This is a genomic window from Bradyrhizobium sp. BRP19 (genome assembly GCF_020194195.1).
Classification (GTDB): domain Bacteria; phylum Pseudomonadota; class Alphaproteobacteria; order Rhizobiales; family Xanthobacteraceae; genus Bradyrhizobium; species Bradyrhizobium yuanmingense.
This window is the reverse complement of the sequence record NZ_JADYVZ010000128.1, coordinates 1-440: the sequence shown is the minus strand read 5'-3', so window position 1 is coordinate 440 and position 440 is coordinate 1. Positions and strand designations below refer to the sequence as shown.

The 440-nt window shown below is 42.3% G+C and carries 1 pseudogene; it reads right to left on the bottom strand.

The features are described from left to right. A pseudogene (locus I6F36_RS38820) lies at nt 1-438 on the bottom strand (IS982 family transposase); the annotation flags it as partial. Between the last annotated feature and the right edge of the window lie 2 nt (nt 439-440).

The window sequence follows — 440 nt, the reverse complement described above, 5'->3', positions numbered from 1 at the left end:
GTCTATGACATAGCCTGATTCACTGACTAAAGCATGACATTTACATCCATAGAAGTACTGTCCCTTTGTAGCATTGTAGCCAACATTTGCATAATCTCCAAGACCTTTGCTTCTGAAATTACGAATAGGCTGACACAAAGGAATGGGGGAGCTGTCAATAATGGATACACTCATTCCTTCAACCTCTTTAAAGACGAGTGCTTGGCGAATGACTTGGATACTCGGTAAGAGGGCATTACAACGGCGGACAAAGCGAGAATATTCTAGGAAATTAGGAAATAAACTTTGAGCAAGTTGGTGCTTAGCTTTAAGCGTTTCACTAAAATGCAGTACGCCCCATAGGTAACAAGCGATAACTAAGCAATCTGATGTTGCGAGATGGACGTTCTTTCGGTTTTGAACCTCAAGGGGAACCCTCGTTTGATAAAGCGTCTCAATGG